Origin of the sequence: Pseudomonas sp. LG1D9 (genome assembly GCF_002949995.1) — a bacterium.
Classification (GTDB): Bacteria; Pseudomonadota; Gammaproteobacteria; order Pseudomonadales; family Pseudomonadaceae; genus Aquipseudomonas; species Aquipseudomonas proteolytica.
In genome coordinates this window covers 4619295-4640121 of sequence record NZ_CP026881.1, presented here as the reverse complement: position 1 = coordinate 4640121, position 20827 = coordinate 4619295, and the positions used below count along the sequence as shown (strand labels likewise).

The 20827-nt window shown below is 61.0% G+C and carries 19 protein-coding genes; 13 read left to right on the top strand and 6 right to left on the bottom strand.

Features of this window, described 5'->3' with window-relative positions; all coding sequences use genetic code 11:
* Positions 1–109 precede the first annotated feature (109 nt).
* The 5 genes from C5F71_RS21695 to C5F71_RS21675 are packed head-to-tail and all read left to right on the top strand — an operon-like array spanning position 110 to position 4216.
* Complete coding sequence (locus tag C5F71_RS21695; protein WP_104911902.1) at positions 110–916, top strand: alkaline phosphatase family protein; 807 nt, start codon at positions 110–112, stop codon at positions 914–916.
* Positions 913–1758 carry an ABC transporter permease subunit gene (locus C5F71_RS21690; RefSeq protein WP_029292825.1) on the top strand — a complete coding sequence of 282 codons (846 nt, stop codon included), beginning with the start codon at positions 913–915 and terminating at the stop codon, positions 1756–1758. The genes C5F71_RS21695 and C5F71_RS21690 overlap by 4 nt, the downstream gene beginning before the upstream one ends.
* Positions 1745–2545 carry an ABC transporter permease gene (locus C5F71_RS21685; protein ID WP_104911901.1) on the top strand — a complete coding sequence of 267 codons (801 nt, stop codon included), beginning with the start codon at positions 1745–1747 and terminating at the stop codon, positions 2543–2545. The genes C5F71_RS21690 and C5F71_RS21685 overlap by 14 nt, the downstream gene beginning before the upstream one ends.
* Positions 2542–3531: an ABC transporter ATP-binding protein gene (locus tag C5F71_RS21680; protein WP_070995363.1), complete on the top strand. Its 990-nt coding sequence runs from the start codon at positions 2542–2544 to the stop codon at positions 3529–3531. The genes C5F71_RS21685 and C5F71_RS21680 overlap by 4 nt, the downstream gene beginning before the upstream one ends.
* Positions 3532–3562: 31 nt before the next feature.
* Positions 3563–4216 carry an HAD family phosphatase gene (locus C5F71_RS21675; protein WP_029292818.1) on the top strand — a complete coding sequence of 218 codons (654 nt, stop codon included), beginning with the start codon at positions 3563–3565 and terminating at the stop codon, positions 4214–4216.
* A 184-nt stretch (positions 4217–4400) separates the two neighbouring features.
* Here C5F71_RS21675 and C5F71_RS21670 read toward each other — a convergent pair whose 3' ends face one another.
* Positions 4401–5363: a zinc-binding dehydrogenase gene (locus C5F71_RS21670; protein ID WP_104911900.1), complete on the bottom strand. Its 963-nt coding sequence runs from the start codon at positions 5361–5363 to the stop codon at positions 4401–4403.
* 138 nt (positions 5364–5501) lie between these two features.
* On the opposite strand from C5F71_RS21670, the gene C5F71_RS21665 reads away from it, so the two are divergent.
* Both C5F71_RS21665 and C5F71_RS21660 read left to right on the top strand, forming a co-directional pair.
* The gene (locus C5F71_RS21665; protein ID WP_169852119.1) at positions 5502–7583 is read left to right on the top strand and encodes a carboxy terminal-processing peptidase; all 2082 of its coding nucleotides are present in this window, start codon (positions 5502–5504) and stop codon (positions 7581–7583) included.
* A gap of 118 nt (positions 7584–7701) precedes the next feature.
* Positions 7702–9459, top strand: a complete 1758-nt coding sequence (locus tag C5F71_RS21660) for a bifunctional diguanylate cyclase/phosphodiesterase (RefSeq protein ID WP_029292811.1) — start codon at positions 7702–7704, stop codon at positions 9457–9459.
* An 18-nt stretch (positions 9460–9477) separates the two neighbouring features.
* On the opposite strand, the gene C5F71_RS21655 is transcribed toward C5F71_RS21660, so the two are convergent.
* The 5 genes from C5F71_RS21655 to C5F71_RS21635 form a co-directional block, all read right to left on the bottom strand.
* On the bottom strand, positions 9478–9864 hold the full coding sequence (locus tag C5F71_RS21655; protein ID WP_029292809.1) for a tetratricopeptide repeat protein: 387 nt from the start codon (positions 9862–9864) through the stop codon (positions 9478–9480).
* Entirely contained in the window at positions 9865–10236 is a 372-nt protein-coding gene (locus tag C5F71_RS21650; protein ID WP_029292807.1) for a hypothetical protein, read from the bottom strand.
* Positions 10233–10571 (bottom strand): helix-turn-helix transcriptional regulator, encoded by a 339-nt coding sequence (locus C5F71_RS21645; protein ID WP_104911899.1) that lies wholly within the window; start codon positions 10569–10571, stop codon positions 10233–10235. Before C5F71_RS21645 ends, C5F71_RS21650 begins: the two co-directional genes overlap by 4 nt.
* A gap of 97 nt (positions 10572–10668) precedes the next feature.
* Entirely contained in the window at positions 10669–11124 is a 456-nt protein-coding gene (locus C5F71_RS21640) for a YkvA family protein (protein ID WP_029292802.1), read from the bottom strand.
* A gap of 502 nt (positions 11125–11626) precedes the next feature.
* On the bottom strand, positions 11627–12355 hold the full coding sequence (locus C5F71_RS21635) for an FKBP-type peptidyl-prolyl cis-trans isomerase (RefSeq protein ID WP_092235022.1): 729 nt from the start codon (positions 12353–12355) through the stop codon (positions 11627–11629).
* A gap of 258 nt (positions 12356–12613) precedes the next feature.
* On the opposite strand from C5F71_RS21635, the gene C5F71_RS21630 reads away from it, so the two are divergent.
* The 6 genes from C5F71_RS21630 to kdpB all read left to right on the top strand — a co-directional run bounded on the left by C5F71_RS21630 (position 12614) and on the right by kdpB (position 20803).
* A complete protein-coding gene (locus tag C5F71_RS21630; RefSeq protein WP_092235019.1) occupies positions 12614–14422 on the top strand; it encodes a di-heme-cytochrome C peroxidase in 1809 nt (602 codons plus the stop codon).
* Between the two features lie 29 nt (positions 14423–14451).
* Positions 14452–15585 carry a catalase family protein gene (locus C5F71_RS21625; RefSeq protein ID WP_104911898.1) on the top strand — a complete coding sequence of 378 codons (1134 nt, stop codon included), beginning with the start codon at positions 14452–14454 and terminating at the stop codon, positions 15583–15585.
* A 559-nt stretch (positions 15586–16144) separates the two neighbouring features.
* Positions 16145–16243 carry a K(+)-transporting ATPase subunit F gene (gene kdpF / locus C5F71_RS29755; RefSeq protein ID WP_076964610.1) on the top strand — a complete coding sequence of 33 codons (99 nt, stop codon included), beginning with the start codon at positions 16145–16147 and terminating at the stop codon, positions 16241–16243.
* 107 nt (positions 16244–16350) lie between these two features.
* The gene (kdpA, locus tag C5F71_RS21615; RefSeq protein ID WP_104911897.1) at positions 16351–18057 is read left to right on the top strand and encodes a potassium-transporting ATPase subunit KdpA; all 1707 of its coding nucleotides are present in this window, start codon (positions 16351–16353) and stop codon (positions 18055–18057) included.
* A gap of 10 nt (positions 18058–18067) precedes the next feature.
* Positions 18068–18721 carry a K(+)-transporting ATPase subunit C gene (gene kdpC, locus C5F71_RS21610; protein WP_104911896.1) on the top strand — a complete coding sequence of 218 codons (654 nt, stop codon included), beginning with the start codon at positions 18068–18070 and terminating at the stop codon, positions 18719–18721.
* A 12-nt stretch (positions 18722–18733) separates the two neighbouring features.
* Entirely contained in the window at positions 18734–20803 is a 2070-nt protein-coding gene (gene kdpB, locus C5F71_RS21605; RefSeq protein WP_104911895.1) for a potassium-transporting ATPase subunit KdpB, read from the top strand.
* Positions 20804–20827 lie beyond the last annotated feature (24 nt).

Sequence of the window (20827 nt, the reverse complement as noted above, 5' to 3'; positions counted from 1 at the left end):
CTTGTATCGGCTGATGCACCGTTATCGCAGGCAAGCCAGCTCCCACAGTTGATCCGGTTTCAGAAGAACCACGCAATCAAGCCCAATTTGTCGCGGAGCCCCTGCCCCTATGAAGCACAACGTCATCCTTGTGGTGCTCGACGGCCTCAATTACGAGGTCGCCCGGCATGCCATGGGGCATCTCCAGGCCTACATCGGTGCCGGGCGTGCGGCGCTGTACAAGCTGGAATGCGAATTGCCCGCCCTGTCCCGCCCGCTGTACGAATGCATCCTCACCGGCGTACCGCCGATCGACAGCGGCATCGTGCACAACCACGTCTCGCGCCTGTCCAACCAGCGCAGTATCTTCCACTACGCCAGAGCCGCCGGCCTGACTACCGCAGCGGCGGCTTACCACTGGGTCAGCGAGCTCTACAACCGCTCGCCGTTCATCGCAGCCCGGGACCGGCACACCGACGACCAAGCCCTGGCGATCCAGCACGGCCACTTCTATTGGAGCGATCATTACCCGGACGCCCACTTGTTTGCCGACGCCGAAAGCCTGCGCCTCAAGCACGCGCCGAACTTTTTGCTGGTGCACCCGATGAATATCGACGACGCCGGCCACAAGCACGGCCTCGACACCGCGCAATACCGCAACAGCGCCCGCACGGCCGACATTATCCTGGCCGACTACCTGCAAGGCTGGCTCGATGCCGGCTACCAGGTGCTGGTAACGGCCGACCACGGCATGAACAACGACCGCTCCCACAACGGCCTGTTGCCAGAGGAGCGTGAAGTCCCGCTGTTTGTCTTCGGTGATGCCTTCAGTCTCGACCCCAAGGCCCAGCCCAAGCAAACCGATATCTGCGGCACCGTCTGCGCCCTGCTTGGCGTTGCCCACGAAAAACCTGTCTGCCAGGAGCTGTTGAAGTGAGTTCAGTGATCCGTGGCAAATGGCTGGCCGCCTTGTGCCTGGTACCCTTCGCCCTGTTTTTTATCGTATTCCAGATCGCACCGCTGTTCTGGGTAATGGTCAACAGCCTGCAATCGGAAGAGTTCGGCTGGGGCCTGGCCAACTTCAGCAAGATCTTCAACTCCAAGTTCTACCTACAGGCGATCAAGCACAGCCTGGAGATCAGTTTCTACTCCAGCATCTTCGGCATCATCATCGCGTTGCTGGGCAGCTACTCGTTGCGCAAGGTGGATTCGCCGCTGCGCAACTTCGTCACCGCCTTCGCCAACATGACCAGCAACTTCTCCGGCGTGCCCCTGGCCTTTGCCTTCATCATCCTGCTGGGGTTCAACGGCAGCATCACCATCATGCTCAAGCAGGCCGGGATCATTCAGGACTTCAACCTGTACTCCAAGACCGGCCTGATCATCCTGTACACCTACTTCCAGATCCCTTTGGGCGTGCTGCTGCTCTACCCGGCCTTCGACGCCCTGCGTGAAGACTGGCGTGAGTCCGCAGCGCTCCTGGGTGCCAATGGCTGGCAGTACTGGCGGCATATCGGCCTGCCGGTGCTGACGCCGGCGCTGCTGGGTACTTTCGTGATCCTGGTGGCCAATGCCCTGGGCGCCTACGCCACGGTGTACGCGTTGACCACCGGGAACTTCAACGTGCTGCCGATCCGTATCGCGGCGATGGTTTCCGGTGACATTTCCCTGGACCCGAACATGGCCAGCGCCCTGGCCGTGATCCTGGTGGCGCTGATGACCGTGGTCACCGTGGTCCATCAACTGCTGCTCAAGAGGAGCTACCATGTCTCGCGCTGAAGCCAGCCCCGCTGCCCTCTATCATCGCGTGGTGGTGTACCTGCTGTTTGCGATCCTGGTACTGCCGCTGATTGGCACCCTGGTGTACTCCATCGCCAGTAGTTGGTCGGCCACCATCCTGCCCGCCGGCTTTACCTTCAAGTGGTATGTGCAGCTGTGGAGCGACCCGCGCTTTTTACATGCCTTTGGCCAGTCGCTGCTGGTATGCGTGGGTGCGCTGATCCTGTCGGTGGTGCTGATCCTGCCGCTGCTGTTCGTGGTGCATTACCACTTCCCCCGGCTCGATGCGCTGATGAACATCCTGATCCTGCTGCCCTTCGCCGTGCCGCCAGTGGTGTCGTCGGTGGGGCTGTTGCAGCTGTATGGCTCGGGGCCGCTGGCCATGGTCGGTACGCCGTGGATCCTGATCGGCTGCTACTTCACCGTGGCGCTGCCGTTCATGTACCGCGCGATCACCAACAACCTGCAAGCGATCAACCTGCGTGACCTGATGGACGCCGCCCAACTGCTCGGCGCCAGCACCTGGCAGTCCGCGATTCTGGTGGTGCTGCCCAACCTGCGCAAGGGTTTGATGGTGGCGTTGCTGCTGTCGTTCTCGTTCCTGTTCGGCGAGTTTGTGTTCGCCAATATCCTCGTCGGCACGCGCTACGAGACCTTGCAGGTGTACCTCAACAACATGCGCAACAGCAGCGGCCATTTCACCAGCGCCGTGGTCATTTCCTATTTCCTTTTCGTGCTGCTGCTCACTTGGGCCGCCAACCTCTTGAACAAGGACAAAAGCCAATGAGCTTCGTCAGCGTCCAGCACCTGCAAAAAAGCTACGCCGCCACCCCGGTGTTCAGTGATATCAACTGCGAGATCGCCAAGGGCGAATTCGTCACCCTCCTCGGCCCGTCCGGTTGCGGCAAGTCCACGCTGCTGCGCTGCATCGCCGGCCTGACGCCGGTGGACAGCGGGCAGATCCTGTTGGACGGCCAGGACATTGTTCCGTTGAGCCCGCAGAAGCGCCATATCGGCATGGTGTTCCAGAGCTACGCGCTGTTCCCCAATATGACCGTGGAACAGAACGTCGCCTTCGGCCTGCGCATGCAGAAAGTCAACGCCGATGACAGCCACAAGCGGGTTCAGGAAGTGTTGCAACTGGTCGAGCTCAAGGACCTGGCCGGACGCTACCCGCACCAGATGTCCGGCGGCCAGTGCCAGCGCGTCGCCCTCGCCCGCTCCCTGGTCACGCGGCCGCGCCTGCTGCTGCTTGACGAGCCGCTGTCGGCCCTGGACGCACGGATTCGCAAGCACCTGCGCGAACAGATCCGCCAGATCCAGCGCGAGCTGGGGCTGACCACCATCTTCGTGACCCACGACCAGGAAGAAGCCCTGGTCATGTCCGACCGCATCTTCCTGATGAACCAGGGCAAGATCGTGCAGAGCGGCGACGCCGAGACCCTCTACACCGCTCCGGTGGATGCCTTTGCCGCCGGTTTTATCGGCAACTACAACCTGTTGGATGCCGAGCAGGCCAGCAAGCTGTTGCAGCGCCCGGTCAACGGGCGCATCGCCATCCGCCCTGAATCCATCGAGCTCAACCGCAGTGGCGAACTGGATGCCCTGGTGCGCAGCCATAGCCTGCTGGGCAATGTGATTCGCTATCGTGTCGAGGCCCGGGGCGTGGAATTGGTGGTGGACGTACTCAATCGCTCGGCCCAGGATCTGCATGCGGATGGCCAGCGCCTGGCACTTTCTATCGATCCCGCTGCGCTGTGTGAGGTAGCCTGAGGATGCAGCGTTTATTGAGGAAGCATGACTGATGGCTTTGGTAATTTTTGATCTGGACGACACCCTGATCCACGGCGATTGCGCCACCTTGTGGAGCGAACAGATGGGCCGCCTGGGCTGGGTGGACCGTGAATCGTTCATGCGCAAGAACCATGAACTGATGTCCGCCTACAGCCGCGGCGAGTTGGCCATGGAAGAGTTCATGGACTTCAGCCTGGAACCGATGATCGGGCGTACCCCGGAAGAAGTCGCACATCTGGTAGAGCCATGGGTGGAAGATATTATCGAGCCGCTGATCTACAGCGACGCCACCAAGACCATCGCCCGCCACCGCCAGAACGGTGACCGGATCCTGGTGATCTCGGCCTCGGGCACGCACTTGGTCACGCCGATAGCGGCGCGTATTGGCATCGATGAGGTGCTGGGGATTGAACTGGACGTGGCCCATGGGGTGTACAGCGGCAAGACCGTCGGTGTACTGACCTACCGGGAAGGCAAGATCACCCGCTTGATGCAATGGCTGGAGCAGGAAGGTGAAAGCCTGGAAGGAGCGTATTTCTATTCGGATTCGCGCAATGACTTGCCGCTGTTGAGCAAGGTCGATTACCCACAGGTGGTGAACCCGGATCCTGTGCTACGGGCCCACGCTGAACAGGCGGGCTGGCCGATTCACCAGTGGACCTGACAGCGCGTTTCCTGAATTGAAACCCAATCAAAATGTGGGAGCGGGCTTGTCGGATCGCCGCACCGTCGCGAAAGCGGTGTATCAGTCGACATAGTTGTTAACTGACGACCGCTTTCGCGACGGTGCGGCGATCCGACAAGCCCGCTCCCACTCTTTTGACCCGGTTTCAATTCGGGATTGGCATTTAAGCCAGGCTTTCGTCGATCACCAGCACCAACTTCCCGGAAATCTGGTTGGTCGCCAGCTGCGCAAACGCCGCCTCGGCATCCGTGATCGCAAAGGTCTTGGCCAACTGCGGGCTCAAGCGCCCTTCACCAAACAACGGCCACACCTGCTGGCCCAGGTCGCTCAGCAGATCAGCCTTGAACTGATCATCGCGGCTGCGCAAGGTCGAGCCCAGCAACTGCACGCGCTTGGCCAGCACCTGCGCCAGGTCCAACTGGGCCTCGCGCCCGCCCATCAAGCCGATCAGCACCCAACGACCGTCGCGGGCCAGGAGCTTGAGGTTGATGGCTGCATAATTGCCGCCCACCGGGTCGAGAATCACGTCGAACGGGCCAAAATCCCCCAGGCTCTCGATGCCGTCAGTACGTACCACACCGCCTTGGGCACCGAGGTCTTCGCAGTAGGCCAGGCGATCCGCCGAGCCGACGCTGACCCAGCACGGGCTGCCAAAGGCCTTGCACAGCTGGATCGCCGCCGAACCGACGCCACTGGCGCCCGCGTGCAACAGCACCTTTTCACCCGGCTTGAGGGCCGCCAGTTGGAACAGATTCAGCCAGGCAGTGCTGTACACCTCAGGCAAAGCGGCCGCTTCAGCCAGGGACAGGCCCTCGGGCACCGGCAGTACGTGGCGCGCGTCCACCACCACTTCCTGCGCCATGCCACCGCCGGCCAGCAGCGCACAAACCCGATCCCCCACTTGCCAGGAAGACCCGGCCCTCACCTCACTGATAACCCCGGAGCACTCCAGGCCCAGCACCTCGCTGGCACCTGGGGGTGGCGGATAGAGCCCCGCACGCTGTAATAAATCCGCCCGATTCAAGCCGGCTGCTGCCACTCGAATGCGAACTTGCCCTACATCGCACGTAGGACTTGGGGTCTCAACCCACTCCACATGACCTTCAACGCCTTGCAATGCTTTCACAGTGCCTCCATAGTGAGTCTGGACTGAGCCCGTTGCTGTAGCGCCGGGCTTTTTGCATTATGCGACCGGCCCAAATGGAACCGGCGACTTCAAAGACGGCCTAATATGCGTTATCAATTGCCCCCGCGTCGAATCAGCATGAAGCATTTGTTCCCCAGCACCGCCCTCGCTCTTTTCATTGGTCTCGGCCTGTTGCCGCTGTCGACCAATACGTTCGCAGCCAACAGCTGGGACAAACTTCAGCCTGATCGCGATGAGGTGATTGCCAGCCTTAACGTCGTCGAGTTGCTCAAGCGCCACCATTACAGCAAGCCGCCGTTGGACGACGCGCGCTCGGTGATCATCTATGACAGCTACCTCAAGCTGCTTGATCCCTCGCGCAGCTATTTCCTGGCCAGTGATGTTGCCGAGTTCGACAAGTGGAAGACCCAGTTCGACGACTTCCTCAAGAGCGGCGACCTGCAGCCTGGCTTCACCATCTACAAGCGTTACCTGGACCGTGTCAAAGCGCGTCTGGACTTCGCCCTGGGTGAGCTGAACAAAGGCGTCGACAAGCTCGACTTCACCCAGAAGGAAACCTTGCTGGTGGATCGCAAGGAGGCCCCGTGGCTGACCAGCACCGCCGCCCTGGATGACCTGTGGCGCAAACGCGTCAAGGACGAAGTCCTGCGACTGAAGATCGCCGGCAAAGAGCCCAAGGCGATCCAGGAACTGCTGACCAAGCGCTACAAGAACCAATTGAGCCGCCTTGAGCAGACCCGCGCCGAAGATATCTTCCAGGCCTATATCAACACCTTCGCGATGTCCTACGATCCGCACACCAATTATCTGTCGCCAGATAACGCGGAAAATTTTGATATCAACATGAGTCTGTCCCTCGAAGGCATCGGTGCCGTGCTGCAAAGCGACAACGATCAGGTCAAGATCGTGCGCCTGGTGCCCGCCGGCCCTGCGGACAAGACCAAGCAGGTCGCCCCGGCCGACAAGATCATTGGCGTGGCCCAGGCCGACAAAGAGATGGTCGACGTGGTCGGCTGGCGCCTGGACGAAGTGGTCAAGCTGATCCGTGGGCCCAAAGGCAGCGTGGTGCGCCTGGAAGTGATTCCGCACACCAATGCGCCGAACGACCAGACCAGCAAAGTGGTGTCGATCACCCGCGAAGCGGTGAAGCTCGAAGACCAGGCCGTGCAGAAGAAAGTCCTCAACCTCAAGCAGGATGGCAAGGACTACAAGCTGGGCGTGATTGAGATTCCGGCGTTCTACCTGGACTTCAAGGCCTTCCGTGCCGGTGATCCGGACTACAAGAGCACCACCCGTGACGTGAAGAAAATCCTCACCGAGCTGACCAAAGAGAAGGTCGACGGTGTGGTCATCGACCTGCGCAACAACGGTGGCGGCTCGTTGCAGGAAGCTACCGAGCTGACCAGCCTGTTTATCGACAAGGGCCCTACCGTGTTGGTGCGCAACGCTGACGGCCGTGTGGATGTGCTGGAAGACGAAAACCCCGGCGCCTTCTACAAAGGCCCGATGGCGTTGCTGGTCAACCGTCTCTCGGCTTCGGCCTCGGAGATTTTCGCCGGTGCGATGCAGGACTACCACCGCGCAATGATCATCGGTGGTCAGACCTTCGGCAAAGGTACGGTGCAGACCATCCAGCCGCTCAACCATGGCGAGCTGAAGCTGACCCTGGCCAAGTTCTACCGGGTTTCCGGGCAGAGCACCCAGCACCAGGGCGTACTGCCGGACATCGATTTCCCGTCGCTCATCGACACCAAGGAAATCGGCGAAAGCGCCCTGCCCGAAGCCATGCCATGGGACACCATCCGCCCAGCCATCAAGCCCGCATCGGACCCGTTCAAGCCATACCTGGCCCAGCTCAAGGCCGAACATGACCTGCGCTCCGCCAAGGATGCCGAGTTCGTGTTTATCCGCGACAAGCTGGCCCTGGCCAAGAAGCTGATGGCCGAGAAGACCGTCAGCCTCAATGAAGTGGACCGCCGCGCGCAGCACACCGATATCGAGAACCAGCAACTTGCCCTGGAAAACATCCGCCGCAAGGCCAAGGGTGAAGCCCCGCTCAAGGAGCTGAAGAAAGAAGACGAAGACGCGCTGCCGACTGAACCTGAAAAGACCAAGCCGGAAGATGATGCCTACCTGAGCGAAACCGGGCGGATTCTGCTGGACTACCTGAAAATCAGTAAGACGGTGGCCAAGCAGTAAATGATGGCAATTTAATGTTGCCGCTCCACTGAGCGTCATCAAACAGACATCATTCTGTCGTGAAATGAAGGACCGGGCGCCCCAGGCACCCGGTCCTTTTTTTTCGACCGAGATCATCATGACCATGACCGAACAGCTGAATGCCCTGGGCTCCATCCTGGCTCAGGGCAGTTTGCACAGTCTGTTCCAACCCATCATCAGTCTCTGCGAACGCCGCATCCTCGGCTACGAAGCCCTGAGCCGCGGCCCCTCCAACAGCCCGCTGCACTCGCCCCTCGCGCTGTTTAGCGTAGCGCGCCAGGCCGGACGCCTGAATGAGCTGGAGATGGCCTGCAGGCAAAGCGCCTGCAAGCGCTTCAGCGAGCAGAAGCTGCCGGGCAAGCTGTTTCTCAACGTCTCACCCGAGTCGCTGCTGGAAACCACTCATCAACCGGGGCGCACCTTGCAGATGCTGCGCGAGTACGGGATCGCACCCAGCCAGATCGTGATCGAACTCACGGAGCAAGCGCCGACCGACGATTTCCAGCTACTGCAGACCGCCCTGCACCACTATCGCGACATGGGCTTTTCAATTGCCCTGGATGACTTGGGCGCCGGTTACTCCAGCTTGCGTTTGTGGTCCGAGTTGCGCCCGGACTACGTGAAGATCGACCGGCATTTTATCGACGGCATTCACCAGGATGCGCTCAAGCGCGAGTTTGTCGGCTCCATCCTGCAGATCGCCAGGGCTTCCCGTGCGCAGGTAATTGCTGAAGGCATCGAATTGCCAGAAGAATTGGCGGTGCTCACAGAGATGGGCGTGGATCTGATCCAGGGCTACCTGCTGTGCCGCCCCCAGGAGCACCCGCCGACCGAAGCCCGGTTGATGCTGGCCAGGCCCGACAGCACCAGCGTCTCGCTCAACGAGGACGCCAGTGACCTCAGCGCCCTGCTCAACGAACAACCGGCCGTGGCCCAGGACATCGCCACAGCAAAAGTGCTGGAAGCGTTCCGCAGCCAGGCCAACCTCAACTCCCTGGCGGTCCTCGATGGGCGCGGCCAGCCCATCGGCATCGTGCATCGGCATTCGTTGTCCGACGCCCTGCTCAAGCCATTTGCCACTGATCTGTTTGCGCGCAAGCCCATCAGCCGCTTGATGAGCGACGACTTCCTGGCCGTGGAGCTGAGCCAGTCGTTGCAACAGGTCAGCCGCCTGCTGACCAGCCGAGCGCGGCAGCGCATCGAAGAAGACTTCATCATCACCCAGAACGGCAACTACCTGGGATTGGGCCGGGTGATCGACGTGCTCAAGCTGATTACCGAACTGAAAATCCAGCAGGCGCGCTACGCCAACCCACTGACCCTGCTACCGGGCAATGTGCCGATCCAGCAGTGCCTGACGCGGCTGTTGCAGCAGCAGCGCGAATCGGTGATTTGCTATGTGGATATCGACAGCTTCAAGCCGTTCAACGATATCTACGGCTATGGCCGTGGCGATGAAGTGTTGTTGTGCCTGGCGCAATGCCTGAACGACCGGGTGGACCCCAGTCGCGATTTTGTCGGGCATATTGGCGGCGATGACTTTTTACTGGTGCTGGGCGCCCAGGATTGGCGCAAGCGTCTTAACCAGTTGGTGGATGATTTCCAGACCCAGTGCCGGCGTTTTTACCGCAGTGAGCATTTGGAGGCGGGATGTTTTATCGCCCTCAATCGCCAAGGGGCGCGACAGGAGTTTGCCTTGCTGTCGCTGTCCATCGGCGTGGTGCATCTGCATCCGCTGAGTTGTGGACACTTGGATGCCAGCCAGTTGGCGGAACTGGCCTCACAGGCCAAGCATCACGCCAAGAACGTGGCCGGCTACAGCATCCACGTAATCGACAGCCGCGAACTCCTGTAGGAGCCGGCGTGCCGGCTCCTACAATTGTTCCAGACGCATCTGCGCCAGCGGATGCCCGGCCTTGGCGGCGAGAGTCCACCAGCGCGCGGCTTCGACCGGGTCTGGGGCCTTGCCCAGGCTGCCAGCCAGGCTCAGCACGCCGACTTGATAGGCAGCCTTGCCATCTCCAGCCTGGCCGGCCAAGCGCAGCAAGCGCACGCCCTCCTCCCGTGCGCCAAGACCCTGGCCGCGAAAGGTCAGGATGTGCCCATAGAAACTTTGGGCCTCGACATTACCCAGGTTGGCCATGCGTGCAAACTGCCCCTCCAGCCAGTGCCATCCACGGGGCTGACGCACGAACCATGACCAATGAAACAACCTGCGCGCCAACCAGTAGCTGGCATACGCTTTGAGCTTCCAGAACACTCAAGCCTCCGCTGATTCAGGATATTCGTACTCGAACACACGGACCACTTCCGAGGCGTGCCACGACGCCGCGGCGACGCCATCGGATGGCCCGCAGAAACGCCCAAGGCGTTCGACACATTCAAAAAAACCGGTGCGCGGCAAGCGACTCGCGCCCTGGCTGATCACCAGGGAACTGCGCAGGGGTTGCTCTGCCTTGGCATCCAGGGCGGCCAAGTGCTCAAGTGCAGCGGTCAGGGTTTGCATCGCCGGCGTCGGAAACTGCAGGCGCTCAAGCAATGCGCGATAGGTCAAAAGATGGCGTTGGCGACGGGCCTGATCAAGTTCGTTGAGCAATCCATCCCAATGCTGACGGCTGATGCGCACACTCACACTGCATCCCTCCAACCCGAAATCCCCAACTCCCAGGCCAGGCTGCGACGGATCGCGGCATCCGGCTGACGCTCACCACTTTCAATCAAACCCAGGTAGGACGGGCTGATACCCACAGTACGGGCCAATGTCTCGATCGCCAGCCCCTTGGCTTCGCGCAGGCTGCGTAATTGCTCCAGGGGGCGTAGATCCTGCTCGGTAGCGATGGGTGGGATCTGTGCAGAAGGCGTGGCTGGTTGCTGCAGGCCGGCGGCTGTCAACAGCGCCTGGTACTGAGCCCATGGCAGAACCGCGTATTCGGGTTCGCCATCCCGTGAAATGATTTGTATATCCATGACTGCCCCGTAGGATCACAACACTTACGAAGTAAGTACTTTCCTTAGGAGTGTAATCCTAACAGCCACAAAGAGCGCAGGGGGATAATCCGCGTCTTCAGTTTTTTTTCGGGTTTTCCTGCTCCAGAAGCTGTGGCGTGGCGGGCAAGCGCTCAACCACCACCAACTTCTCCGGGCGCTGGCGTTCACGCCAGGCGCGGAAAGCACTCAGTTCACCGTCCAGGGACTTCATGACCCAGGCCAGAACCGCGATGTCATCGAGCATGCCGAACATCGGCAGGAAATCCGGGATCGCATCAATCGGGCTGAGGAAATACATCAAGCCCGCCACCACCGATATCAGCGCCTTGGGGCTGATGGCCCGGTACTCGCCGCGCCAGTAGGCCAGGCACAACGCCTGGAGCAGCTTCAGGTCGTCCTTGAGCTTGCCCAGGCGGCTGCCCTGGCTTGAGCCTTTGGCAGCGACCGCGAACAACAGGGTCGGCAGGCGTCCACGCCCAATCAGGCGTGCGGCCAACGGTAGGAAACGGGTGAAATTCCAGGGTGCTTTCATCGTCACTCCAGTTCCAGGCGAGAGAAAAGGTTATCCACACAACTTGTGGATAACCTTGTGAACAGAGCCCATTTTCGCGGCTGAAAGCCACGTAATACAAGGCCTACAGTCAGATCGGGCGTTTTTTGCGCACATAAAAAAATCCCAAGATTTCATTGACTTGGGGTGCATCTGCGGCTACCCGTGCCGAGGTATAGCATCAGACTGCTCTAAATCGCAGGTGTTCGTTCGGATTGCAAGGGCTCCGGTTTTCAGCGAACTCACCCTGTGGCGAGCGGGCTTGCCCCGCGCTGGGGTGCGTAGCAGCCCAAAATCCAGCCAATTCAGTCTTCCTGATACGATTGGGTAGGCCTATTGGGGCTGCTACGCACCCCAGCGCGGGGCAAGCCCGCTCGCCACAACAAGCCTTCTTGCCACAATCAGCCCGCTCACCACAGATAAATAGAACCCGCAGAAACAACAACGCCCCGTATAAACGGGGCGTTGGGTGTTCAACCGCTGCTTACTTGGCAGCAGGTGCTTCAGGAGCGTCAGCCTTGGCCGGGTCCTTGATTGCCAGCAGCTCCAGGTCAAAGACCAGTACGGAGTTGGCTGGAATCGCCGGGCTCGGGCTCTGGGCGCCGTAGGCCAGGTCGGACGGGATGTACAACTCGACCTTCTCGCCTACGTGCATCAGTTGCAGGCCTTCGACCCAACCCGGGATCACGCCGCTGACCGGCAGGTCAATCGGGCTACCGCGATCCACGGAGCTGTCAAAGGTGGTGCCGTTGGTCAGCTTGCCGGTGTAGTGCACAGTCACTACGTCGGTAGGCTTGGGTTGCGCGCCTTCGGCCTTCTTCACGATCTTGTATTGCAGACCGGAAGCGGTGGTGACGACGCCGTCTTTCTTGGCGTTGTCTTCGAGGTATTTCTTGCCGGCGGTTGCCGACTCTTCGCTCATCTTGGTCATACGTTCTTCAGCACGCTTTTGCAGTGCGGAAAACGCTTCAACCAGTTCTTCGTCCTTCAGCTTCTGTTCTTTCTTGCCGACGGCATCTTCGATGCCTTGGGCAACGGCCTTGGAGTCCAGGTCATCCATACCTTCCTGAGCCAGGCTTTTGCCCATGTTCAGGCCGATACCGTAGGAAGCTTTCTGCGCCGGGGTTTTCAGCTCTACGCTGGTTTGCGAATCACAACCCGCAAGTACCAGGCTAACCAGGGCCACCGCCGCCGCCAACCGATGCTGTTTCATGCTATTTCCTTGTTCATGCGCCAAAAGGGCATTCGAATAAAGTCGCGAGCTTATCAGGCGGCCACGACCAATGGCTACCGGCATGTGAGCAGGAAACTTCTGATAAGTTCACGTGTTTAAAAGCATTTTCATCTGCCACAAAGCCCGGCGAAGGACAGCCGATGTACCGAAAACCGCCCGCGTAGACGGATCATGGCTACTTGCCGCCTACCGCGCTCAGTGGCATAAGGACACAACCACTCGACAAGGATAGTTATCTTGCGCATTTTTTCCCGTGCTTTACGCCTGATCCTGTCACTTCTGGGACTGGGGCTGGCCGTCGTACTCTATTACGTGGCCAACCCGAAGCTACCGGATTACGTGCCGGTACAGCAGGTGCACTACCAGGATCAATGGAGCGCCGCCGACCGCCAGGTCTACTACTTCACCCCCCAAGGCACCCAGGTCAAGGGCCTGCGCTACAACTGGTTCTCTGCGCTGGAGCTGCCGTTTTCCGAGCAGCGATTTGCCGAGCCGGCCAACCTGGCACGCTTTGGTTTCCTGGTAGACCCGCGGCAACAGGCCACACCCCAGAACCCCGGCAACCTGCCCGTAGGTTTCGCCCGGCACAAGAATGCCGGCAGCAACGATGAGTTTCTCGATATAACCTGCGCCGCCTGCCACACCGGCGAGTTGCGCTTCAATGGCCAGGCCCTGCGCATCGACGGCGGCTCGGCGCAACACGTGCTGCCCTCCAGTGTCCCGACCCTGCGCGGTGGCAGCTTTGGCCAGGCCCTGGTGGCCAGCCTCGCGTCCACTTATTACAACCCGTTGAAGTTCAGGCGCTTCGCCCACCGCGTACTGGGCGATCAATACGACGCCCAATACGATCAACTGCGCCAGGACTTCAAGAAGTCCCTGGACAACTTCCTCAAGGTGGCCTGGAACGATACCCACCGTGGCCTCTACCCCACCGAAGAAGGCCCGGGGCGCACCGATGCGTTCGGCCGCATCGCCAACGCCAGCTTCGGCGATGCCATTTCGCCGGAAAACTACCGTATCGCCAACGCGCCGGTGGACTACCCACAGTTGTGGGACATGTGGACCTTCGACTGGGTGCAATGGAACGGCTCGGCCCAACAACCCATGGCGCGCAATATCGGCGAGGCACTGGGCGTAGGCGCGACCCTGGCGTTCTTCGACAGTGCCGGCCAGCCTCTGCAGGGCGATGCGCGCTACCCTTCCAGCGTACGCGTGCGTGACCTGAACCTGATCGAAGAAACCCTGCAACGGCTAAAGCCCCCGACCTGGCCTGAAGCGCTGTTCGGCGCTATCGACAAACCCCTGGCCGCCCGTGGCCGCGCATTGTTCACGGAAAACTGCGCGGCCTGCCATGTGCCCAGCGTGAGTGAAGTCAACGGGCGCCCGGTACAGCAGTTGAAGATGCTGGCGGTGGACTACATCGGCACCGACCCAGGCACCGCCAGCAACATTGCCGACCAACGCTACGACCTCAGCGCCCTGCAATGGGACCCGGCCGAGTTGGCGCAGTTAAACGTCGAACTGCACCCCGCGCCGACCGAACCGCTGGACCTGCGTAGCCTGTCCGTGGCCAAAGGCCTGGCATATGTCACTGCATTTGTCGAAGAACATGCTTACCGCGCCGCCGGTATCACCCCAACCGAACGCCCACGCCTGGACGGTTTCGGCCTGCCCATCGGCGTGCGCGAGCTGCGCGCCTACAAGGCCCGCCCGCTGGCCGGTGTGTGGGCCACGCCGCCGTTCCTGCACAACGGCTCGGTGCCGACGCTCTACCAATTGCTATCACCCCAGTACGAGCGCAGCCGCACCTTCTATAAAGGCACCTTCGACTACAACCCACGTCACCTGGGCTATCGCACCGAGGCTTTTAAAAACGCATTCCTGTTCGATACGAGCATCACCGGCAACCATAACAGCGGCCACGAGTTCCGCGCGGGCAAGCGTGGCAACGGGGTGATTGGCCGGGGCCTGGAGCCTGAGGAACGCTGGGCGTTGCTGGAATACCTGAAAGTACTGGGCGGCCCGCTGGAGCAGCAACTGCCATGACTTCCCCATTTCGATACAAGGACCGTTCCATGCTCGCTCGACTGTGGCTGCGCCTCGGCGCGTTTCTCGGCAAGACGCTGTTATGGCTGGTAGGCCTGGGCCTGCTCGGCTGGTTGCTGTCGACCCTGTGGTTTGCCTGGCACCACAGCGGCCCGGTGCCTACCGAGGAGCAGATACCGCCGGGCGAAGCGGCCATGACCCAAGGCGTCATCCAGACGGCGGTGCGCATCGTCGACCAGCATCGCGAAGGCACCCGTTACCTGCGCGATGCCCATGCCAAGGCCCACGGCTGCGTCAAGGCCGAAGTCCGCGTGCTGCCGGACCTTGAGCCGGCGCTGCGCCAGGGCGTGTTCGCCGAACCGGGCAAGACCTGGCAGGCGATGATGCGCCTGTCCAACGGCAACGCTTATCCACAGTTCGACAGCATGCGCGATGCTCGCGGCATGGCGATCAAGTTGCTGGACGTGCCGGGCAAGCAATTGCTGGCCGATCAGCAGGCGCGCACCGAGCAGGACTTTGTCATGTTCAGCCACCCGAATTTCTTCGTCAGCGACGTGGCCGAATACGCGCAGAACGTCGGGGCCCAGGCCGATGGCAAAAAAGCCATGGCGTTTTTCCCAAGCCTCGACCCACGCAGTTGGCAGGTGCGGCATCTGTTTATCGCCCTGGCGACACTTGCACCCGCACCGGCCAGCCCGACCGAGGCGACGTACTTTTCGGTATCGCCCTACAAGTTCGGCAGCGCAAATGCCAAATTCCGCGTCGCCCCAGACCCGCAAAGCTGCCCGGAGTACAGCCTGCCCAAGCAAAACCAGGACTTGCCGAACTTCCTGCGCAGCGCCTTGAGCCAGCAACTGTCCACGGACCGCATCGACGCGTGTTTTGTGCTGCAGATCCAGCGCCAGAACCCGCAGAAGTACATGCCCATTGAAGACACCAGCATTGAATGGAAAGAAAGCGACGCGCCCTACGAGAGCGTGGCAAAAATCCGCATCCCGGCGCAGGACTTTGATACTCCAGCCTTGAACCTGGCCTGTGACAACCAGTCGTTCAACCCATGGTTTGGCGTGGAGGAACACCGGCCGATTGGTGGGATCAATCGGCTGCGCAAGGCGGTGTATGAGGCGGTGAGTGATTATCGGCATAGCCGTAACACCCCCTGACTCACGAAGCCCCTGTGGTGAGCCGGCCTTCGCTGCAACCAAACCTACTGCCGCGAGCAGGCTTGTTGTGGCGAGCGGGCTTACCCCTCGCCACAGGACAGGGCTCGCACCGGCTCACTGGCCCGTAAAAAACTCATATAAATCTTTTATTCGCCATAACGTTTACGTCGCCTCTATTGAACAACTAAGTCCAAACCCTCTACCGTAACTTCCTACCCCAACACCCGTAGGAAATCATCGTGGAAAGTTCAACTTTAGGCATGATCGTCCTGTCAATGATTGCGCTATTCGGCACTGCCGCGTTTTGCTTCGAACACCTCGCCACTCGCAGCGAGAAGAAGAACAAAATCAAATAAGCACGTCGTTAGCATCAGCAGTACCCCAGTGTTTAAAGGGATACCCGGGCGACGGGTTATCCCTTTCTTTCGTGCGCCCGGCAAAACTTTTTCTTTATACCGTCTTAATACCGTGACCTGTAATCAGTGCCTGAGCTTGATACCCCAGGGATTAACCTCCCCGCGTCCGCAGTTGCGGCTTATTCACTCAGGGGAGTTACACCGTGCTCACACTTACGTTCATTTATATCGCCAGCGGCTTATGCGCCGTGGGGCTGTTCGTTTACTTGGGCTACGCCCTTATTCGCGCAGAAAAATTCTAGGGAGCTGGCCATGTACGACCTGATGTTTATCAGTCTTTCCCTGGTGTTTTTTGTTGCGACTGCCATGGCCATTGTCGCCATGGGCAAGATTTGAACGGAGCCACGACATGTTAAGCACGCTGCTGGAATTTACGCTGGTCCTGGGGGTAATGACGGGACTCGCCGTACTGATGGGCAAATGGCTGGCCCGGGTATTCACCGGGACCCACCATGCCTTGCCGGAACGTTATACCTACCGCCTGCTGGGCATCGACCCACAGGAAACCATGGGCTGGGCCCGCTTCGGTTCGGCGCTGTTGTTGTCGAACGCGGCGATGATGCTGCTGGGCTATCTGGTGCTGCGCCTGCAAGCGGTCATGCCGCTCAACCCGCTGGGGCTGACCGCACAATCGCCGGACCTGGCATTCAACACCGCCGTGTCCTTTATCACCAACACCAACTGGCAGGCGTACTCGGGCGAGAGCAGCCTGTCGAACTTCAGCCAGATGGCGGTCATTACCTTTCTGATGTTCGTCGGTGCCACCTCTGGCGTGGTCGCAGCGGCCGGTTTCATTCGGGGCCTGAGCCGCTCCAGTTCGGGCGATATCGGCAACTTCTGGGTCGACTTCACTCGCACGCTGTACCGCGTGATGTTGCCGTTATGCGTAGGCATGGCCCTGGTTTATGTCTGGCAGGGCATGCCACAGACCTTCGCCTCCCAGGCCCTGGTCACCACCCTGGAAGGGGCCCAGCAACAGTTGATTGTCGGCGCAGTGGCCAGCTTTGAATCGATCAAGCACATCGGCACCAACGGCGGCGGATTCTTCAGCATGAACGCCGCGCATCCGTTCGAAAACCCGACACCGCTGACCAACATCCTGCACATCCTCAGCATGTTGCTGATCCCTTCGGCGTTGACCTACACCTTCGGCAGCATGCTGTTGCAACGTCGTCAGGGCTGGGTGTTTTTCGGCACCTTCCTGGTGATGTTCATCGGCTTCCTCGCCCTGGTCTACGGCGCCGAGCAAAGCGGCAACCCGCTGCTGACCCAGGCCGGCGCCAACCAGACCCTGTCGATTGAACACAGCGGCGGCAACATGGAAGGCAAGGAACTGCGCTTCGGCATTGCCGACAGCAGCCTGTTCGTCGCCACCACCACGGCGGCAACCACCGGCTCGGTCAACACCATGCACGACTCGCTGACCCCCATGGGCGGCTTCGTGCCCCTGGCGCAGATGATGCTCAACTGCGTGTTCGGCGGCGACGGCGTGGGCTTTATCAACCTGATCCAGTACGCCCTGCTGACGGTGTTCCTGGTGGGCATGATGATTGGCCGCAGCCCGGAGTTCCTCGGCAAGAAAATCGAAGCGCGGGAGATCAAGCTGGTGATGCTCTCGGTGCTCGCGCACCCCATCAGCATCCTGGGCTTCACCGCCCTCGCCGCCCTGTGGCCCGACACCATGGCCAGCCTCAACAACATCGGCCCCCATGGATTCAGCGAGGTGTTGTACGCCTATACCTCTGGCACCGCCAACAACGGCTCGGCCTTTGCCGGCTTGAACGCCAACACGCCGTTTTTCAACACCACCATTGGCCTGGCGATGTTGATCGGGCGCTTCTTCACCATGCTGCCGATGCTGGCCGTGGCCGGCTCCCTGGCGATGAAAAAGACCGTACCGGCCGGAGCCGGCACCATCCCCACCGCGACCCCGCTGTTCATGCTGCTGGTGGTGTTCGTGGTGCTGGTGGTCGGCGGCCTGACCTTTTTGCCAGCGCTCGCGCTCGGCCCGCTGGTGGAGCAACTGCAGTTGCTGTCCGGCCAGACGTACAACTGAGGACACCTAGATGACGACTCAATCGATATTCAAAGGGCTGTTGCGCCCGGTACTGGTTTCGGCGGTGTTTTTCATGCTGTTGACGGGGTTCGCCTACCCGGCGTTCACCACCGTGACCGCGCAGTTGATGTTCCCGTTCCAGGCCCGTGGCTCGCTGATTGAACGCGATGGCCTGGCCATGGGCTCGACCCTGATTGGCCAGCACTTCACTCGGCCGCAATACTTCCATGGCCGTCCAAGCATGACCCTGGGCGCCGACCAGCAAGACCCAAGCAAAAGCGTGTCGCAGCCCTACAACGCCGGTTCCAGCGGCGCCAGCAACCTGGGGCCGACCAGCCAGAAACTGGTGGACCAGGTGGCCGCACGCGTGCAGGCCTATCGCCTGGCCAACGGCCTGCCCGCCGACGCCCAAGTGCCGGTGGACGCGGTCACCGCTTCCGCCTCGGGCCTCGACCCGCACATCTCAGTGGCCAATGCGCGCCTGCAACTGCCACGGGTCGCGCGCCTGCGGCAGATCCCCGAAGCCGAGCTGCTGCAACTGGTCAACCAGCACACCAGCGCACGCACTCTGGGCCTGCTCGGCGAGCCACGGGTCAACGTGTTGCAACTCAACCTTGCGCTGGACGACCGCCTGCCATCGCCTCCTATTGCGGCCAGTGAGTAAGAGATTGCCCTTATGAAGAATGCTCGTTTACCTCTGTTTGATCGCGCCATCGTACTCACCGCGTGCGGCGATGCGCTGAAGAAACTGCTGCCCCAGGCGCAATGGAAAAACCCGGTGATGTTCGTGGTTTACCTGGGCAGCATCCTTACCACCCTGCTGTGGTTCCAGTCCCTCGGCGGCCAGGGTGAAGCGCCCAGCGGTTTTATCCTCAGCATCACCTTGTGGCTGTGGTTTACCGTGCTGTTTGCCAACTTCGCCGAAGCCTTGGCCGAGGGCCGCAGCCGCGCACAGGCCGCCAGCCTGCGCGGGATGAAACGCCAGACGCTGGCCAAGCTGCTGCAACACCCCAAGCACGGTGCGCCATGGCTGCCGACCGAAGCGTCGCTGCTGCGCAAGGATCAGGTGGTGTTGATCGAGGCCGGTGACCTGGTGCCACTCGATGGCATCGTGATCGAGGGCGTAGCGTCGGTGGATGAAAGCGCAATCACCGGCGAATCGGCGCCGGTGATTCGCGAGTCCGGTGGCGATTTTTCCTCGGTCACCGGCGGTACACGCGTGCTGTCGGACTGGCTGGTGGTACGCATCAGCGTCAATCCCGGCGAGTCGTTTCTGGACCGCATGATCTCAATGGTCGAATCGGCCAAGCGCCAGAAAACCCCGAACGAAGTGGCCCTGACCATCCTGCTGGTGGGCCTGACTCTGTTGTTCCTGCTGGTGATCGCCACGCTGAGCCCCTACTCGATCTTCGCCGTGGCCATGAGCGGCAGCGGTAGCGTGGTCAGCGCCACGGTGCTGGTGGCTTTGCTGGTGTGCCTGATCCCCACCACCATCGGCGGCCTGCTCTCGGCCATCGGCGTCGCGGGCATGAGCCGGATGATGTCGGCCAATGTCATCGCCACCTCCGGGCGGGCGGTCGAGGCGGCGGGTGACGTCGATGTGTTGCTGCTGGACAAGACCGGCACCATCACCCTGGGCAACCGTCAGGCCAGCAGCTTTTTGCCGGCGCCGGGGATCAAAGAGGCCGACTTGGCGGATGCCGCGCAACTGGCCTCCCTGGCCGATGAAACCCCGGAAGGCCGCAGCATCGTGGTGCTGGCCAAGCAGAAGTTCGACATTCGCGCGCGGGACATCAACCAACTGGGCGCAAGCTTTGTGCACTTCACCGCGCAAACCCGCATGAGTGGCGTCGACCTGCCCGCAGGCCGGGCGATTCGCAAGGGTGCAGCGGACGCGATTCGCCGCCATGTCGAGGCCTTGGGCGGGAGTTTTCCGGCGGCGTTGCAGGCCAAGGTCGATGAGGTCTCGCGGCGTGGCAGCACGCCGCTGGTAGTCAGCGACGGCGCCACGGCGCTGGGCGTGGTGGAGCTCAAGGACGTGGTCAAAGGCGGCATCAAGGAAAGCTTCGCCGAGCTGCGGCGCATGGGTATCAAGACCGTGATGATCACCGGCGACAACCGCCTGACCGCCGCCGCCATTGCGGTGGAGGCCGGCGTGGATGACTTCCTTGCCGAGGCCCGCCCGGAAGACAAACTGCAATTGATCCGCGACTACCAGGCCAAGGGCAAGCTCGTGGCCATGACCGGCGATGGCACCAACGACGCGCCGGCGCTGGCCCAGGCCGACGTGGCGGTGGCGATGAACAGCGGCACCCAGGCTGCCAAGGAGGCCGGCAATATGGTCGACCTCGACAGCAACCCGACCAAGCTGATCGAAGTGGTCGAAGTGGGCAAACAGATGCTGATGACCCGCGGCGCCCTCACCACCTTCAGCGTGGCCAATGACGTGGCGAAGTACTTTGCAATCATCCCGGCGGCGTTTGTCGCGACCTATCCCCAGCTCGGTGCCTTGAACGTGATGCAACTGAGCAGCCCCAACTCGGCGATTCTCAGTGCGGTGATTTTCAACGCCCTGATCATTGTCGCGCTGATCCCTCTGGCCCTGCGCGGCGTGACTTACCGCGCAATCGGCGCGGCGGCCCTGCTCAACCGCAACCTGCTGATCTATGGCCTGGGCGGGGTGCTGGTGCCGTTTGCCGGGATCAAGCTGATCGACATGCTGCTGACGGGATTGGGCCTCGTGTAACGCTCCGCCCACTGTAGGAGCGAG

What these genes read in the sequence shown, in the direction of transcription:
- C5F71_RS21680 (WP_070995363.1), top strand. Translation starts at nt 2,542, where the DNA reads ATGAGCTTCGTCAGCGTCCAGCACCTGCAAAAAAGCTACGCCGCCACC.
- C5F71_RS21665 (WP_169852119.1), top strand. Translation starts at nt 5,502, where the DNA reads ATGAAGCATTTGTTCCCCAGCACCGCCCTCGCTCTTTTCATTGGTCTC.
- kdpA (WP_104911897.1), top strand. Translation starts at nt 16,351, where the DNA reads ATGTTAAGCACGCTGCTGGAATTTACGCTGGTCCTGGGGGTAATGACG.
- C5F71_RS21675 (WP_029292818.1), top strand. Translation starts at nt 3,563, where the DNA reads ATGGCTTTGGTAATTTTTGATCTGGACGACACCCTGATCCACGGCGAT.
- C5F71_RS21625 (WP_104911898.1), top strand. Translation starts at nt 14,452, where the DNA reads ATGCTCGCTCGACTGTGGCTGCGCCTCGGCGCGTTTCTCGGCAAGACG.
- C5F71_RS21695 (WP_104911902.1), top strand. Translation starts at nt 110, where the DNA reads ATGAAGCACAACGTCATCCTTGTGGTGCTCGACGGCCTCAATTACGAG.
- kdpB (WP_104911895.1), top strand. Translation starts at nt 18,734, where the DNA reads ATGAAGAATGCTCGTTTACCTCTGTTTGATCGCGCCATCGTACTCACC.
- C5F71_RS21635 (WP_092235022.1), bottom strand. Translation starts at nt 12,355, where the DNA reads ATGAAACAGCATCGGTTGGCGGCGGCGGTGGCCCTGGTTAGCCTGGTA.
- C5F71_RS21660 (WP_029292811.1), top strand. Translation starts at nt 7,702, where the DNA reads ATGACCATGACCGAACAGCTGAATGCCCTGGGCTCCATCCTGGCTCAG.
- kdpC (WP_104911896.1), top strand. Translation starts at nt 18,068, where the DNA reads ATGACGACTCAATCGATATTCAAAGGGCTGTTGCGCCCGGTACTGGTT.
- C5F71_RS21640 (WP_029292802.1), bottom strand. Translation starts at nt 11,124, where the DNA reads ATGAAAGCACCCTGGAATTTCACCCGTTTCCTACCGTTGGCCGCACGC.
- C5F71_RS21645 (WP_104911899.1), bottom strand. Translation starts at nt 10,571, where the DNA reads ATGGATATACAAATCATTTCACGGGATGGCGAACCCGAATACGCGGTT.
- C5F71_RS21685 (WP_104911901.1), top strand. Translation starts at nt 1,745, where the DNA reads ATGTCTCGCGCTGAAGCCAGCCCCGCTGCCCTCTATCATCGCGTGGTG.